The organism is Pseudoclavibacter sp. AY1H1, from assembly GCF_002931055.1.
Classification (GTDB): domain Bacteria; phylum Actinomycetota; class Actinomycetes; order Actinomycetales; family Microbacteriaceae; genus Pseudoclavibacter.
This window is the reverse complement of the sequence record NZ_PSXX01000019.1, coordinates 37,773-51,112: the sequence shown is the minus strand read 5'-3', so window position 1 is coordinate 51,112 and position 13,340 is coordinate 37,773. Positions and strand designations below refer to the sequence as shown.

Sequence of the window (13,340 nt, the reverse complement as noted above, 5' to 3'; positions counted from 1 at the left end):
TTGGACAAGTCCCCCCCTGGGAATTTTCTCGCATTCTCTAGGCCTCGTCGCACCACGGCACTCGTGTTGCTCTCAGGTCAACAATTCGTGTCCAACGTCCGCGCTGTCGCGCTAGTGAATCGAGTTCACCTACCCGATCGGTGTGGGGAGCGGTAGTCGGGTCTGAAGCAGGCTCGCCCGGCACTGAGGGGTGCCGGGCGGAGGTTGTGAAGCTGAATCAGTGCCAGGGGTGTGTGGCACATGAGGTCAGGGAGAAGGCCTGCGGCGAGCGGCTCATGCAGATGAGTTGCGACCGGTTGGCGTGCAAGGCAACTGGTTCGTGGCTTTGATCTATCGCCCGGGTTTCGGGTGAGATTCCTGCAAGTGGGTGAGGAGGTCTTCGGCTGACAGCCGAGCGAGGGACTCAGCTCGCGCTTGGAGGTCGGCTGTTGCCTCTGTGCCAGCGGGGTCCGGGTGGTCTGTGTCGATTTCGGTTAGTAGCGATATGGCCGAACGTGCGTCCAGGAAGGCGCCCCACTGGCGGTGAAGCGCAGTGAGCTCGGCCTCGGCGTGCTCGACGGCAGCACGAAACTCGGATGTCGAGGGAGAGGCGAGTAGGTCGGCAATCTCTACGCGCAGGGCTTGGGCAATCGTCACGAGGTCATCGACGTCGACGCGCCGTCCGCCCGTCTCAATCTGGCTGAGGGTCGTCTTGGAAAGAGGGCGCCCTGCCTGGGCTAGCAGCTCCGCCAAATCGTCGAGTCGCAGCTGTCGAGCCTCACGGAGGTGCTTCAGGTTGCGCGCCAATGCCTCGCCCACGGGGCCGAGCTCGACTCTTCTCGTTGCCATCTTGTTGACAGTAGTAGACAAGTCAGGAATTTGTCTATACGGTCAAATCAACGAAACCGGAACTACCAATTCCGTTCTTGTTGCACCTCTGTGGTGTGAGTAAAAAACGAAGGTGCCCCCGGCGCTACCAACACCGGGGGCGGTCTTCCCCAACCCTGTGCAAGGAAAAGAGACGACATGCGAAGCATTGCAGGTCTGCGATGGCTGCAGCAACAGCCTGATAGTCATGGTGACGCTGGTTTCACTCCGAGATTCCAGCCCATGTCGTCGCCACGTGCTGAGGTTGCGCGCATTCTTGCGCCTCTGAAGTCTCGGCCGTGGGTGCAGCTGTTCGGCACGGTTCGTCTGCACAATGCTGCGGGCGATGAGCCGGTCAACGACAAGACGGGGCGACCGAACCAGGCGACGATTTCGCGGGCGATCGAGCTGATTGCGCTGCTGGCTACTCGCCCAGCTGCGTCGGCTGTTGAGGTGCATGATGCGCTGTGGCCGGGTCGGCCGGCGGAGGGTTCGTCGGCGTCGAGTACTCGAAACACGTTGACCTCCCGCGCTCGTCGTTGGCTCGGCCACGCATCCGACGGTGCCCCGTACTTTCCTCGTGGCACCGCCGCCGCATACCAGCTCCACGAATCGGTCACTTCGGACTGGGAAGTGCTTCTGCAGCTGGTCGGCGACGACGTCGAGCAAGCACCTACCGTGCGCCTGCAGGCGGCCTTCGACCTCGTCCAGGGCAAGCCCTTCGCCGATGTGCCTGACCACCGCTACGGGTGGGCCGAGTCCCTGCGGATGGGAATGCTCGCCACGGTCGACGATCTCTGCCATGTCCTGTTCCAGCGGTACATCAATGCTGGCGACGTCGCGCGAGCTCGCGCGGTCGCTGCGAGGGCTCGCAGTATGGGATCGCTGAATGAGCTGGTCTGGCGCGACGCGCTCCTGGCTGAGCAGCTCGCTGGCGATCGTGTCGGGTTCGAGCGCATTGCGCTGCAGCTGCAGCGCGCTCTCCAGGGCCTCGGCGACGGCTATGAGCTCGAAGCGGAGACCCGCGAGCTCATCGACCGCGGCCGCGGGCAACTGTGACAGGCCCCCGACTGACTCATGTCCAAGGTGGCCTCGCGGGCCGCCACTACCTCTGTATACAAATCAACGGTGAGGAAACTCGATGAAGGTACGTGTTCCGCACGTCAGGCGGGCAAGGGCGCCGCGCCCCACGCGTCAAACGATGGAAGCTGAATCACGGAGTCAGCTGGCCTGGCGGAGCGTGGGTGATTCCTTCACTCTCGCTGCCGCTGCCGCGATCCTGGCGTTCTTGCTCGTCGACGTCGCTGTTTCTGTGACGGTTCGCATCGGGATCTCGGAGGTCTTCGCGTACCTGGCTCTGGGGGTCCCCGTGCTGCTACTCGTCGGCGGAGCGATCTGCGAAGCCGCGCAGCTCTGGTGCATGGCTCGGCGCAAGAAGAACGGCCACCGTGGTTAGTGCGTCCTGGGCGGCAAACGCAGAAACCCACGCGCAGGGCGTGGGTTTCTCGAATTGGCGCTCTGAGCAACTCTTTCATCCCCCGCTACCGAGTTAGACACTGGCACCCGTCGGTGCGCAGGTGCTAGCCGCGCGAGGTGCAGGATTGCTGACATGAGTGAATCGGTGTCCCTCGAGGCCATCCGCGCGACCTATGCGCATCTTGCCCGATGGCAGTACAGGGCTGGGCGCAATCCTCCGGAGGAGCCGGAGATCGGGAGTGAACTCCATCTCGATGACGCTGTATTTCCGTGGCATCCCATCAGCGAAGTGTGCCGAGTTTCGCTGGTTCTCGCTGGTGAGCACCTCCGGGCTGCGCGCGACTTGATTGAGGCAGACCAGCTGTACCCAGGGGCGCATTTCACCGTGCTGCGGAGTGCCCTCATGGGAGCGGCGCAGGCCGTGTGGATTCTCGCGGCTCCGGATCGCGAGGAGCGGCGTGAGCGGGGCTTGATGCTGATTGGTGAGATGTACCGGCAGAAGCGGGCTCATCTCGGTGAGCAAGATGTGCGGATGCTGACGGTGGCGCAGCGTGCCCTGCTCGCATCACAGCTGGAGTGGTGTCAAACGCGAGTCGGGCAGGTGAAAGACGCTCGAAGGTCGCAGCAGCAATTCACCCAAACCCACGTCATCAAGGCAGCGTTGGATCTCCGGTTCGAGGATCCAGAGGCTCGTCTTGACGGGCGTCTGCTGTGGCGTCAGATGAGCGCTGATGCGCATGTTCTGGGCTGGTCGATGTTCGAGCGTGCGGACGTGATCAAGAGCGGCGCTAGGGGCGGGATTGGGACGATGATGGCGGGCGGAGATTTGGGCCACATTGTGGAGCCATACTTGCTCTCCTTCCGGTTGTTGAAGGATGGCTGGTCGCGTTTTGATCGCCTGTGCGAGGCGGGTTCCTAGTTATTGGACGAGGCTCGTGTCCAGCCACGTATGAGGTGCGCGTCTCGCGTCGACGTTCACTCGGGGCACCTCGGCGGCCTCCTTTGAGGGGACGGCCTCCATCTCGGGAGGGCAACGGTCAGGCGTTACAGTCTGGGCTTCGAGTGGGCCTCTAGCCATGCCGCGACGTCAGTGACATCGACCTGATTCGCTGCCACTCGGAGAAGGAATTCTTCGGCGTCGTCGACGTGTGGTCCGATCCACTCGTATCCATTCGATTCCAGGAACACCGTGGCTGTCAGGAACGAGGTTCGCTTGTTGCCGTCGGTGAAGTACTGCGTCGTGGCAAACCCGTGGAGGAGTGCGGCTGCCTTCATGAAGACGCCGGGGAACATGACCTGGTCGAAGAACTCTTGGCGAGGTCTGAGCACGATTCCCATGACTCCGTCGGGGTCGCGGATGCCGGCACCGGCGCCGCAGAAGGTTTCGTTGATGATCGCGACGATGTCGTAGTCGAGGAAGAAGTAGTCGTCCTCGCTCATGCGAGCCGGCGCATGAGCTCCTTGTTGCGGGCCGCTATGCGCTTGGCTGCTGCGAGCGCGTCCTCACGCTTCACGGTCTTCGTCTGGCGGGGAGTTGAGTCGCCGTCGTTGGAGACGCGCTCCTGCGGGATCGAGATGTGCGTGTGCGCGACAACGAATCGCCCGGTGCTCGAGTTGCGAGCGACGGAGCGTCCCGTGGGATTCGAGTTCTGGCGCATGCAACAGATTCTAGATCAGGGCGTTCTGGAGGGGCAGGGCGAAATGAATTCTGCCCCATTTCAGCCGTACGTCGTCTGGCCCGATGCGCCCTTGGTGCGCAGCTGCAGCGTGCACTCCGGGCCCTCCGCGATGGCTACGAGGTCGAGCCGGAGACGCGCGAGCTTACCGAACGCGGCTTCGTGCAGTTGCGATGAGACCACGACCATCCCATGTCCAAGGAGACCCTCACGGTCGCCACTACTTGGGTAGGAGAAACGATGAAGGAGGGTTCCAGGTGAATGCAGGTTCGATGCAACTTCAGAAGGTCCGCCCTGGGCGCGGGCAAGTAGCGGAGATACGACGGCGAAGGCGGAGAGAGCTTCGTGAGCGACGTGATCGATCAGGATTCCGCGCGCCGTCAGGGCGAAGCGATGCTTGATGCGATCGAGCTCGAGGCGGGAGCGAAGACGCTTGACGGGCATTCGTGCGCGGAGTCGGCGGAACGGGCCTATCGTCGAGCGTTTCGCGCGGAGCAGACGCTCTCGGTGGTGCGTGCCGCTCTTGGAGAGCTCGAGGTGGGTGACGAGGTTCGTGCATGCCGCGCGCGATCGGTGCTCGCTGAGGTGGATGGGCAGTTGCCGCTCGTGGACGGGGACGTGCTCCTGGCCTTCAGTGCCGATGAACTCGAAATCCTCGCTTCTCGTCTCCGGGGTCTGCAAGTCGAGCCTCGGTTCCCTGATACCAAGCCCCTGTACGCGCTGCGTCGCGCGGTTCGGCGTATCGAGGAGGCCGCTCTGCAGGCAGCCTCTGAGCGAGGTGGGTCCGAGTGACGAAGCGAGTCGGGATTGTCGTCGACGCGGCCGACGAGACCGAAGCGGTCGAGCTGCTCTTCGAGGCTGGGATCCTCGTCCACGAAACCAGGAAGGAACGATAGCCATGGCTGAAGAACAAGGCCGGCCTCTTGAGCTGGAGTACGAACCGTACGAGCTCACCCGCGTGTATGACGCGATCAGCAATATTGAGTACCCGGGCTCTGACTCGGACGAGTGGACCCACAAGGCGAAAGTCGCTGCTCGGGAGCTCATGGAGTGGGCACGCGCAGACGAGCGCGCGAAACGACCCAACCGGGAGCAGATGATCGCGGACGGCATCAACCGTACGGTTGACGAAGGTCTCGGACCGCATCCATTGCCCGATTCCTACTGCCATGCGGTGCAGTGCGGTGTTGACGCCGTGCTCTCGTCGCTCGCTCTCAAACCCGAGGGTGATCAGGAGCTCCTCGATCGAATCGAGGTCTTGGAGAAGGATCTGGCCTACGAGGTGACCCAGAAGGTCAACCTGGCAGAGCAATTGGAGCGCGCGAAACGACCCAACCGAGCGCGGCTCATCGCTGCCATGGACAAGTGCCGAACGGATTGGGAGGATTCCCGCTCGCTCACGGGGCCTGACCTCAGTGAGAATCTGGCCGATGCCGTATTCGCGGTGATCGCTGACGAACCTGCGGCCAGCGATGAGCCGAGCGTCGAGGAGGTTGCCACCAGCGGGAAAGCGATCCTCACCGATCGGCAGATGTTCGAGCTTGTGGTTAAGGCTCTCCTCCGTGGGTCGTTTGGCTGGTACTCGGAGACGTTCCAGCAAGCGCATGACGCTTGGTTCCGTTGGAAGGCCATGCACGACGACAGGGTGCGCTCCGCGGAGCGAGAGAGGTTGCTTGACCGTGTGGTCACACGCGCGGGAATAGAGGCCGGAGCGCGGCGCCTGTTCGTGTACGACACAGCTGCTGCTGGCGATGCGGAGGGCGCGTGGGACGCGTTGCTCGACGACGCGCCTCTTCGTGCCATCTACCGAACGCGCGCTCGAGCTGTCCTCGAAGCGGCCGCGCGACAGCCGTCCGATGGCTGAGGTATCGATAGGTGATGGCGCCGTCGCTTCGTCTGAGACGGTGCTGAAGGAGCGAGTTGTCTACGTCGGTCGACGGGTGGGCTCTTCCGGCAAGATCGCCCACTGGTACATGCCGGTCAGGCGTGAGGAATCGCTCTACGGAAGTCTGAAGAAGTACTCGCGCGATCAGGCGATCGGAGCCGTGTTCGAGATCTCGCGGCCAGCAGATCAGCCAGCGAGTACCTATGTCGCGGGCGAGCACGCGCCGCGCGTCGTCGACGTGTGGTCGGACGAAGCTGAGATTGCTGAGTGGCGAGTGTTGGATCGTGCGGAGTACCAGCAATCTGTGGTCGTCGCGCGGGTTCGTAGGGGGCTCCGCGAAATGCCGGACGAGTTTGACGACGCGCTCCGCGTGCTGACGCGACATTTCGCGAAACTGAATCACTCGCAACGTGCCGCGCTCCTGCCTCTGGTGCAGGCGCGCATCCTCGGCGGTGGAAACTAGTGAACATGAAGTTCAGGGAATCGGCCCTAGGCGGGGCACTGCGCGAGGTGGCAAATCCTCTGTGGTTGGCCCCGCTCGGGGTTGGTGCCGGCGTGATCGTTGGTGGAGGCATGGCGGGCGTGCGGTGGCCGGTGTTCATCGTGGGTGCGCTTCTGATGCTTGCAGCTCTCGCCGTGCTGGTGCTTCGATGGCGTCGACAGCGTCGCGAGGAGCACCGGCTGGCGGAACAGGCGCGGTGGGCTGAGCTCCATGACCTGTACCGGCGTGCCAATGTCGACGAGAGCAAGTGAAGGCGAGAGGGGCCATCATGGCGAAAGACCAGGCGGAGATCGGCACGCTGTACCTCGATGACGAGGGCATTGCCTATCGGCTCACGGGCTTCGGGTTCGACTGGGATGCAGACACTCCCGAAAAGCGTGAAGTGCCCGACTATGTCGTGCACTTCACGAGTGGTGGAAGCAGTGAGACCCACAGCCTTCCAGAATCGGCAGTGGTCGTGTGGGTGCCTCCTCAGCTCAACCCAGTTGGTCAGGATCTGTCGGTGATCAGCGGCGCGAGCGACGTATTCCCGCACCTCACCATCAGGTCTGACGAGGGCGACGAGACGCGGTCCTGATTGTGGGTGCTCGAGCACTTGAGTCGATCGCTGGTCGTGACACGGATGGTTCGTGGACTCTCAGGATTCCCGAGCTCGTGTCGCAGGGGCCGCACGGCCAGGAGCACGCTGAGCAGGTCTACGAATAGGGTCTCCATGACAGAGATGCACGGCTGGATGGCAAGCACGACGGCGGCAAGCCGTTTCCCGCTGTCGCAGCGGAGATCTGACGCAGGGTGCGTTGCGCGCGACCAAGACAGGAGTCAAGTCTCATGCGAAGTGTGGAAGTTGTAGCGGTGACGGTGCGAGCGCCGCATGCCTTGTCCGTGGAACTGAACCCCAAGCGCCGGGACACTTGCGGGGGTCTGGCAGCTTGAAGGTGAAACGAGCCCACATGGTTTCCAAGGGGTACCTCCGTGCCTGGGCGGACTCGCGCGGACGCGTGGAGGTCATCGACATGGAACATCAACGCGCTTTCATTTCCTCGCTCGAAAACGCTACGGTCGTGAGCTACGCATACGAACCCTCGGTGCTCACCCATGACCTCGAAGGCGAATACGCGCGAATCGAGAGCAAGGGGATCCCTACGATCGCGAAACTGCGGGGCGGCCATGGGCTGTCTCGATCAGAGAAAACGTCGTTGATCGCGTTTCTCGACATGCATCTGGACCGGGGACGGTACGCAGACCAGGCGAACGTCGGGACCCCTGCTGTGATGATGATGAGTGACGGCCAGATGAAGGACGTCGATTTCAACATGGCGGACAGGATGTTGCTCTCACAGTCGTTCCCGGAAGTAGTCCGGTTGGCTACTCGCAGTATCGAAGACTGGTCGTGGCAGGTCACGCAATCGGCCGATGGCAGCTTCTTGGCGACCGGAGACGGCGCTGTCCTGCTGTGGCAGGAGTCCGAGGGGTCTGGCCTATCGACAGTTTCCTTCCCACTGTCTCCCACGCAGCTCCTGGTGATTGGCAATGACCTCCCGGACCCGCTGCCCCTGAACCCGATAATGGCCGAACAGAGCCAGCGTTGGCTCATTGGGCAACGCGGAACGTTCAATATGAACAAAGACTCTTGGAAGTCCAGCGGTCTAGGCGCAGCGAGCAACTGAGGCTTGTTGCTGGGACTAGTGTCATGCCATGACAGAGGCGCCGACAGACGAATGGACAGTCGAGTATGAGGGAAACCGCTTCGAGCGGTTCTTCACACGGCTGCCCTCATACGAGCAAGCAGTGCTCGACCAGGCCATCGAGTCCGTGCTCACACTCCACGGCCCCGACATCTGCGAATCGGAGTGGGGCAAGAACCTCGGCAAGGGGCTGTACGAGTTCCGCGTCAAGAAATCTCTCGCAGCGCTCTGCTCAGACGCCGGCGTGAAACCGCCGCCAGGCCATCCCGAGGGCCGCACCGTGCTCCTCCGCGCATTCTGCACGTTCCATGGCAAGAAAATCGTCCTGCTCCTCGGCGGCTACGACAAGAAGAAGGACCCATCAGAAAAGCGTCAGAACGCTGAAATCAAGAGGGCTCGCAAGGCGCTGACGGCCTGGAAGGTCGCCGAGGCGAAGGCTGCAGCCCGCGCAAAGAAGGGCCTTGGGTAGTGACCCCACTTGACTCAGTATGTGTTAAAACGCATACTGAGGCGTAGTACTCAACACTCGAAGGAGGACCCTCATGGCCAAGAGCTACCGCGAGCTCGCCGCTCGAAGCAAAGCTGACTGGACTCCCGAGGTTCACGCCGTCCACGCCGCTGCCGGCAGCGCCTTCCGCACCGAGATGGCGGAACGTGCAGCGCTCGGCGCCAGCCTCGCAGAAGCGCGCACACGCCAGAACCTGACGCAACCTGAGCTCGCCGAGCTCAGCGGTGTACGTCAGCCAGAAATCAGCCGAGTCGAACGCGGTGTCGCCAACGCCACACAGAAGACGCTCCACAGTCTCCTCGATGCCCTCAATCTCAAGCTCGCGATCGTCCCCCGCGACAGCGCGGAACCACGGACCCACTAGGGCGGCGGTGTCTCACCCTCCTCCCTCCGTTGCTCTGTCGAGCTGCGAAGGTGCCCTCCGACAGTTGCTCGCTTATGTGCTGGAGAAGAAGTCCGGCGCTTCATGGCTCCAGGAAGCTGTTAGCGCAGAGACCATCGCCAAATGGGAAGCTCGGCGTCTCGAAGAAGAGCGCAAGCGCACGACGCGAGGCGTCGCTGCCGTGGCGTCCGACCCCCTGGCCTACGCCGAATTCTACGAACTCGTCGGTCTAGTGAAGAAGAACTGGAACGACGTGGCGCCCGCCCTTGGCAAGAAGGCTGTGACGGGGGCGCTGCTTGATCGTTTTGACGACCTTCGAAACACTGTTGCGCACAGTCGTGATTTGCTCCCGTTCGAGGAAGCCCTTCTGGCTGGCATCTCTGGGGAAATTAGGAATCGAGTGACGCTGTATATGAGCACCCAAGCACCTAGCGGTGAGCACTTCGCGCGCATCGAGGAAGTGGTAGATAGCTTCGGAAATCGAATCGATGGAGTTGCAACACTTCAGACCTCGAACCCTTATGTCCAGTGCGACCAGGTGCTTGAGGTCGGAGATGTAGTTACCTTCCGGTGCCGCGGCACTGACCCTCACGGTCGAGGGCTGCGTTGGCATCTTGCGGTAGCCCCGGGCGGTGTCGACCAGGTCATTGTGGAAGGAGACGAGGTCGAACTGCGATGGACGATCGAGCCGCGTCATGTGTCCAGCAGGTCGTACGCGATCGTCCATCTCGTAGCCGACAGTGCGTTTCATCGCTGGACAGAAGGCGTCGAAGGTATGGGGCTCTTCTTCTACCAGATCACACCACCGCACTCATGATGCTCGAGGAGCGCGGGTCGCTGTTTGGGCCAGAATGAGTCCAACGAAAGGTTCAACTTGATCAGCTACGAAGAGTTCCAGCCCACGCCCCTCAATAGTCGACTCGACTCTGAAGGCCGGCAAGCGACCCCCAACACCATCGCGAGAATCATCGCCCTCACGGTCCTACTGACCCCTGAAAATAGAGAGATTCGTGAGCAACTGGACTCCGAAGCGCCAGAACTAGATCCCTACTCCCTGCAGATCTCCCCAGCAACTCCCCTTCATGATCTGAATGCGTGGATCCTGACCAGGCTGATCCATGACACCTTCGAAGTCCCATCGACCACCGAGTCCCCACAACGCAGCTGGTGGATCGATGAGCAAGTAGCAGTGGCTACTGCAATGCAACGGCCGGACTTTGTGAGCAGTGCCTGGAATAGAGTTCTCGAGTCCGAAGACGCGCTCTCCGCGATGGCGTTCATCTCCGCGCATCTATGGAGCCCCGATGAGAACTTGCGAGCAGTGGCGACAGCTGCCCTCAGCAAAATCCAGCCCACCGCGACGTTCCTGGAATCCACGGCGAATGTTTTCGCACAATCAGATGATCCCGACCTCCGCGCTCTGGGCCAAGTCGCACGCCGCAACCTCGGACTGGACCGGATCGCGCGACCGAGCTCCCCGACTAGCCAACTCACTCAGAACGGTCCCCTTCGGCCACCCAGTGTCCTGATCGGTGGGACTCGCTCCGGCGATGCGGGTCCTGAGAGTTGGTTCTGGCCTACGAATCCGACCGCGAAGCAGATCCAATCGAGCGTCGCCAGCGACCTGTACACCAGCACCTCTTCGTCGTTCACCTGGGGAGGCGCCTACTCGCAGTCGGGACGTGTCGCCGCTGCTTCCCAGCTGAGCAAATGGGTCACCAAACGAGACTTCAACGGCCTCCACCGAGCATTCGCACACAGCCACGGCGGCAACATCGCCCTCGACTACCTCGCGAACGGAGGCCGCGTTGAGCTCCTCGTGTTGCTACATACGCCCGTACACGCCAGGCAAAAAGCTGACTGGAAAACCATCCGAAACAACGTCGGCATGGTGCTCGTTCTGTCATCAACCCTCGACTTCGTTGTTTGGCTCGATCGCGCAGCAACAGCCCCTAGGAGCCACTCGTCACTCCTGCGGCCGCTGGAGAGCGTGCTAGGAGACAAAGCGTCGACCTACACACCAAAGCCTTGGTTCTCCCACTCTCACTACACCGCGGCAAGTTCTTGGGGATCCCCTGAGTTGACACACTTCGTGAACTACCACCACGGCGAAGTTCACTGAGCTCACACTCGGCTCCCCGACCCCTTACTCGTGCTTCAGACACGATGGCGGCGGTTCCAGTTCCCTGCAGGGCTCATCCGAGGAACAGCCACTCTCGATCTGGGACGCCTCTACGATCTTGGCATGCCCCTGCGAATCGACACTTCCCGAGCTCTACGCACGCATGACCAGCTCGTCACTCTGATCCAAGCAGTGATGGGTGCCGACAAAGGCGACGAATCTCGTTCGATTGAGTGGAAGTCCGGCTACGCAAACATCCTGAGCGCCGACGCGTCCTTCGCCATCGCTCGCGCGATTCTTGGACTCGCGAATCGCCCCGTGGACGTCGCTGCCTCCGCGTTCGAGGGCGTCGGCTACGTCGTCGTCGGTGCCGAGCCGGGGACTCTGCTCGGCCAGGTGGTTCCTGACAGTGCCGAAGTGCTGAATGCGCTGCGTCGCTATACCGGGCATGGCTCCCCGCTCTGGGATCAACGCCTGGTCGATGTCGAGGGGACCGAGGTGCTGGTCATCACAGTCGAACCTCCTCGGGTGGGCGACAGGATCGCGTTGCTGCAGAAGGGTTTCCAACCAGCCAAAGGCCCGCTCATCGCTGAGGGGACGATCTTTGTCCGCCAGCCAGGAGCCACCGAGCGCGGATCACGCAGCGAGATCGAGATGCTCCAAGATCGTCTGCTCGCTGGCGCCAACACGGCTGAGCGCGAACGCGTCTCAAAGCGCAATGAACAGATTCGGGACGCCGTCGTCGAATGCGTCGCTGCAGCCCACCGCTGGTCGCGGGCGATCGAAATCATGGTGCTCATGACCTACAAGAGGGCGTGGCAAGCGCGCGACTGGGAGGAATGGGTCGAGACCGACACCGGCCGTGCCATGGCAGCCGATCAGAAACTGCTGACTGACTCGGCACGTCGACTGAGGCTGCTCGTTAGTGACGAGACGTTCTTGTCCACGTTGAAATATGCGATCGACTGTGTGAACGCTCCAGATCGCTTCGAAGCCCTCATCAAGAAAGAAGTCACGGACGAGATCCGGAGCGCCACCCTCCAGAACGTATGGAAGACCCAAGAAGCCTGGGATGCAGTCGAAGCAGCCGCGATCGCTGTCGTCTCAGACAAGTGAGACGAGGTGCCGTCGTCCACCCTCTTGCACAAGCCCATCACGCGCAGGCCTCACGCCGTGCGGGCGGCGGGACGAGTGCACCTCGACTGCTGTGATGCGAGATGGGTCGAAGATGGGGTTGGCGCGCAGACGCTCCCCAGAGTCGAGGCATGGGCTCCCGCTTCCGCCACCTGGAGGTGGGGGCCATTTTCGCCTCTTGCGGGAATCCAGTCCGTCGCGATCCGCTGATGGTGGCTACTCCCCCAGTGTGCGGAAGATCTGTTGCCGGAGGTCCTCGGATATCGGCAACGCGGCCGCGTTCACCGCGGCTTGGAGGTCGGCGCGGTGAACGCGCTCCTCTTCTGGCGTTGCGGGCCAGTCCCCGAGGGCAGCGATGACTCTGCCGTCCCGCAGAATGAGAGTCTGCACGGGCCGCCCAAGTCCACGCGCGACGCGGCGCGCGAGCGCGCGCCATTGCTCCACTTCGATGGGTAGCTCTTCGATCTCCGCGTATGCGGAACCAGTCGCCGTCAGATCCTCACGGATCTGTTCCATGAGGCGGGCGCTGGGAAGTTGTGCTGGTGCTGCCATGTCGTTTGTCCTCGGTGAGTTGATGACGTCGCCGCTAGTAGTGATCGCGCGCTTGCAGGATCACAATTCGCTCGTCGGTGACGTAGTAGACAAGCCGGTTCGTCTCATCGATTCGTCTGGACCATGCTCCACTCAGGACGTGCCGCAGCGGTTCGGGCTTCCCGATGCCGGTGAAGGGGTCCCGGAGGACGTCGTTGATGAGCTGGTTGATGCGCTTCAGGGTCTTGCGATCTTGCCCATGCCAGTAGAGGTAGTCCTCCCAGCCGTTGGGGTCGAACGCGATCTGTCGGCTCATTCCTCGATGAGCGCGTGCGTCTCAGTCTCGCCGCGGCGTGCGCGCTCCATGGACTCGAGGAGTCGTTGCGCGTTCTTGGGGTTGCGGAGCAGGTAGGCCGTTTCTGTGATGGCGTCGTAGTCATCTTTCGAGATGAGAACGGCGTTGCCGTGCTTGGAAACCACCTCAACGGGGGTGTGGTCGTCGTTCACGCGCTGGATGAGCCCGAAGAGGCTCTTGCGTGCCTCAGTGGCGGTGATTGCGGTCATGTCGGCATCTCCATTCTGGTACGTGAAAA

General features: G+C 62.1%; 21 protein-coding genes. 14 read left to right on the top strand and 7 right to left on the bottom strand.

Going from position 1 to position 13,340, the window contains the following annotated elements; all coding sequences use genetic code 11:
• Positions 1-330 precede the first annotated feature (330 nt).
• Positions 331-849 carry a helix-turn-helix domain-containing protein gene (locus C5E05_RS19345; RefSeq protein WP_219819585.1) on the bottom strand — a complete coding sequence of 173 codons (519 nt, stop codon included), beginning with the start codon at positions 847-849 and terminating at the stop codon, positions 331-333.
• Between the two features lie 156 nt (positions 850-1,005).
• Here C5E05_RS19345 and C5E05_RS20305 point away from each other — a divergent pair, with 156 nt between their 5' ends.
• From C5E05_RS20305 to C5E05_RS19330, 3 genes are all read left to right on the top strand, one after another.
• Positions 1,006-1,905, top strand: a complete 900-nt coding sequence (locus C5E05_RS20305; protein ID WP_181059759.1) for a hypothetical protein — start codon at positions 1,006-1,008, stop codon at positions 1,903-1,905.
• 181 nt (positions 1,906-2,086) lie between these two features.
• The gene (locus C5E05_RS19335) at positions 2,087-2,302 is read left to right on the top strand and encodes a hypothetical protein (RefSeq protein ID WP_104342865.1); all 216 of its coding nucleotides are present in this window, start codon (positions 2,087-2,089) and stop codon (positions 2,300-2,302) included.
• Between the two features lie 153 nt (positions 2,303-2,455).
• Positions 2,456-3,241, top strand: coding sequence for a hypothetical protein (locus tag C5E05_RS19330; RefSeq protein ID WP_104342864.1), 786 nt, complete (start codon positions 2,456-2,458; stop codon positions 3,239-3,241).
• Between the two features lie 125 nt (positions 3,242-3,366).
• Here the strand turns inward: C5E05_RS19330 and C5E05_RS19325 are convergent, their stop codons facing one another.
• The 3 genes from C5E05_RS19325 to C5E05_RS20300 are packed head-to-tail and all read right to left on the bottom strand — an operon-like array spanning position 3,367 to position 4,181.
• Positions 3,367-3,762: a type II toxin-antitoxin system death-on-curing family toxin gene (locus C5E05_RS19325; protein ID WP_104342863.1), complete on the bottom strand. Its 396-nt coding sequence runs from the start codon at positions 3,760-3,762 to the stop codon at positions 3,367-3,369.
• Positions 3,759-3,980: a hypothetical protein gene (locus C5E05_RS19320; protein ID WP_104342862.1), complete on the bottom strand. Its 222-nt coding sequence runs from the start codon at positions 3,978-3,980 to the stop codon at positions 3,759-3,761. The genes C5E05_RS19325 and C5E05_RS19320 overlap by 4 nt, the downstream gene beginning before the upstream one ends.
• Positions 3,981-4,040: 60 nt before the next feature.
• The gene (locus C5E05_RS20300) at positions 4,041-4,181 is read right to left on the bottom strand and encodes a hypothetical protein (protein WP_181059757.1); all 141 of its coding nucleotides are present in this window, start codon (positions 4,179-4,181) and stop codon (positions 4,041-4,043) included.
• Between the two features lie 162 nt (positions 4,182-4,343).
• Here C5E05_RS20300 and C5E05_RS19315 point away from each other — a divergent pair, with 162 nt between their 5' ends.
• The 11 genes from C5E05_RS19315 (at position 4,344) to C5E05_RS19270 (ending at position 12,198) form a co-directional block, all read left to right on the top strand.
• Complete coding sequence (locus C5E05_RS19315; RefSeq protein ID WP_104342861.1) at positions 4,344-4,790, top strand: hypothetical protein; 447 nt, start codon at positions 4,344-4,346, stop codon at positions 4,788-4,790.
• Positions 4,791-4,896: 106 nt separating this feature from the next.
• Positions 4,897-5,862, top strand: a complete 966-nt coding sequence (locus tag C5E05_RS19310) for a hypothetical protein (RefSeq protein ID WP_104342860.1) — start codon at positions 4,897-4,899, stop codon at positions 5,860-5,862.
• The gene (locus C5E05_RS19305) at positions 5,855-6,346 is read left to right on the top strand and encodes a hypothetical protein (RefSeq protein WP_104342859.1); all 492 of its coding nucleotides are present in this window, start codon (positions 5,855-5,857) and stop codon (positions 6,344-6,346) included. Before C5E05_RS19310 ends, C5E05_RS19305 begins: the two co-directional genes overlap by 8 nt.
• Positions 6,347-6,351: 5 nt before the next feature.
• Positions 6,352-6,636, top strand: coding sequence for a hypothetical protein (locus C5E05_RS19300; RefSeq protein ID WP_146081200.1), 285 nt, complete (start codon positions 6,352-6,354; stop codon positions 6,634-6,636).
• 17 nt (positions 6,637-6,653) lie between these two features.
• Positions 6,654-6,962: a hypothetical protein gene (locus C5E05_RS19295; protein WP_146081199.1), complete on the top strand. Its 309-nt coding sequence runs from the start codon at positions 6,654-6,656 to the stop codon at positions 6,960-6,962.
• 373 nt (positions 6,963-7,335) lie between these two features.
• On the top strand, positions 7,336-8,052 hold the full coding sequence (locus C5E05_RS19290) for a DUF4238 domain-containing protein (protein ID WP_104342856.1): 717 nt from the start codon (positions 7,336-7,338) through the stop codon (positions 8,050-8,052).
• A gap of 28 nt (positions 8,053-8,080) precedes the next feature.
• Positions 8,081-8,539: a hypothetical protein gene (locus C5E05_RS19285; RefSeq protein ID WP_104342855.1), complete on the top strand. Its 459-nt coding sequence runs from the start codon at positions 8,081-8,083 to the stop codon at positions 8,537-8,539.
• A gap of 73 nt (positions 8,540-8,612) precedes the next feature.
• Positions 8,613-8,942, top strand: a complete 330-nt coding sequence (locus tag C5E05_RS19280; protein WP_104342854.1) for a helix-turn-helix domain-containing protein — start codon at positions 8,613-8,615, stop codon at positions 8,940-8,942.
• Between the two features lie 64 nt (positions 8,943-9,006).
• Positions 9,007-9,777 carry a hypothetical protein gene (locus C5E05_RS19940; RefSeq protein ID WP_146081198.1) on the top strand — a complete coding sequence of 257 codons (771 nt, stop codon included), beginning with the start codon at positions 9,007-9,009 and terminating at the stop codon, positions 9,775-9,777.
• 57 nt (positions 9,778-9,834) lie between these two features.
• Positions 9,835-11,082 (top strand): hypothetical protein, encoded by a 1,248-nt coding sequence (locus C5E05_RS19935; protein WP_146081197.1) that lies wholly within the window; start codon positions 9,835-9,837, stop codon positions 11,080-11,082.
• 123 nt (positions 11,083-11,205) lie between these two features.
• Complete coding sequence (locus C5E05_RS19270; protein ID WP_146081196.1) at positions 11,206-12,198, top strand: hypothetical protein; 993 nt, start codon at positions 11,206-11,208, stop codon at positions 12,196-12,198.
• A 234-nt stretch (positions 12,199-12,432) separates the two neighbouring features.
• Here C5E05_RS19270 and C5E05_RS19265 read toward each other — a convergent pair whose 3' ends face one another.
• The 3 genes from C5E05_RS19265 to C5E05_RS19255 are packed head-to-tail and all read right to left on the bottom strand — an operon-like array spanning position 12,433 to position 13,311.
• Positions 12,433-12,768 carry a hypothetical protein gene (locus tag C5E05_RS19265; RefSeq protein WP_146081195.1) on the bottom strand — a complete coding sequence of 112 codons (336 nt, stop codon included), beginning with the start codon at positions 12,766-12,768 and terminating at the stop codon, positions 12,433-12,435.
• 34 nt (positions 12,769-12,802) lie between these two features.
• Entirely contained in the window at positions 12,803-13,063 is a 261-nt protein-coding gene (locus tag C5E05_RS19260; RefSeq protein WP_104342850.1) for a Txe/YoeB family addiction module toxin, read from the bottom strand.
• Entirely contained in the window at positions 13,060-13,311 is a 252-nt protein-coding gene (locus C5E05_RS19255) for a type II toxin-antitoxin system Phd/YefM family antitoxin (protein ID WP_104342849.1), read from the bottom strand. The genes C5E05_RS19260 and C5E05_RS19255 overlap by 4 nt, the downstream gene beginning before the upstream one ends.
• Between the last annotated feature and the right edge of the window lie 29 nt (positions 13,312-13,340).